Raw genomic sequence first — 1,146 nt, 5'->3', positions numbered from 1 at the left:
CTCATGTCTACAGACTTTATTCCGAATCAAAACAATAATCCAAAGAAACAACGTATTAAGTACATTAAGGGCTCTCCTGAAGCAGTAATTAATACTATTTACGGCCTTTGTGCATTGGGGTATAGTAAGGTTTCCGACTGGAGCCCTTTGCAGCCGACCGGCATTCCAGGGCAAGTAATTAGTTTTGCAACCAAGTCGAAGACTTGGGGTTAATACCTTAAATTTATGGGGGGGTTTCCCCCCTGATCTGATCCGGTAGGATTACATCCGGATTGATTCGGAAACTGATAGACATGACATAGGGTTTGCAGCACTGAAATAGCCGTAGATAGTATTTCTACGGCTATTTTTTTTGCTTTCATTTTAATCTAATGTGCCAGCTATCAATATTTGTTTTTGATAAAGACTATTAGATACTTGAATTTTATGTGAAGCTAACAATTAACACCCGTTACCGCTGTTGATTAATGCTACAATCAGCGGCATTAACTAATCTAAAAACTACCTTGTATTTTCCCCCATCATAGTTATCTGAGGTATAGAGTTTTTCTAGTTTACTCAGATGCTCGTCCCAGTCTTGCCAATCTTTCGTTGTTTTAACTAATACGACGACATAGTCACTTCAGAAGAGACCTATAAATATTGTAAAAATAGGCAGAAGTGTAAATTTTTGTTTCAAAAATTTACACTTCTGCAATTCGTCTATAGTAGAGTAAAACTGGTTCTACCACGACTTGGGGGTAATGGCGATCGCATAACGAATACTAGGGATTTGCCAGCCCTACCTTGATCACTGAAAACTAATTTTTTTTGATTAACTTGCCGGATAATGTGGTATTACTATATAATCTAATTCGGTGCTCTTAGTTTCAATGCACAATCGCTCACTTATGGCGCTTATTAAGGTAGGATAAACTGACCTAATCAGCCCCTATAGCGAGCACAAACTAAGCCAATTTAGGAGCCGTGAGTAAGCGTTGTAATTCATCTCATCTCCAGCAATGGCAAGGAGAACGCGTTTTACTGTTATACCCTTCTGGATTAGAGTTGATTAGCGCTTTTATGGGCTTTAAGAATGTAACTGAGTATCTAGAGGTAGATCATAGAGTATTACAAGTTCCAGATAATCTGGCAATAGATGAAGAA

General features: G+C 38.2%; 2 protein-coding genes. Both read left to right on the top strand.

Features of this window, described 5'->3' with window-relative positions:
• Window positions 1-213 (top strand): hypothetical protein (locus F6K49_RS51490; protein ID WP_366514380.1); only part of this gene is annotated, 213 nt, incomplete at its 5' end.
• 753 nt (window positions 214-966) lie between these two features.
• Window positions 967-1,146: hypothetical protein (locus tag F6K49_RS51485; RefSeq protein ID WP_293110694.1), on the top strand; the 180-nt coding region annotated here is incomplete at its 3' end.

Source organism: Moorena sp. SIO3I6, from assembly GCF_010672095.1.
The sequence above is the reverse complement of the archived record's forward strand: the minus strand, read 5'-3'. Positions and strand labels throughout refer to the sequence as shown.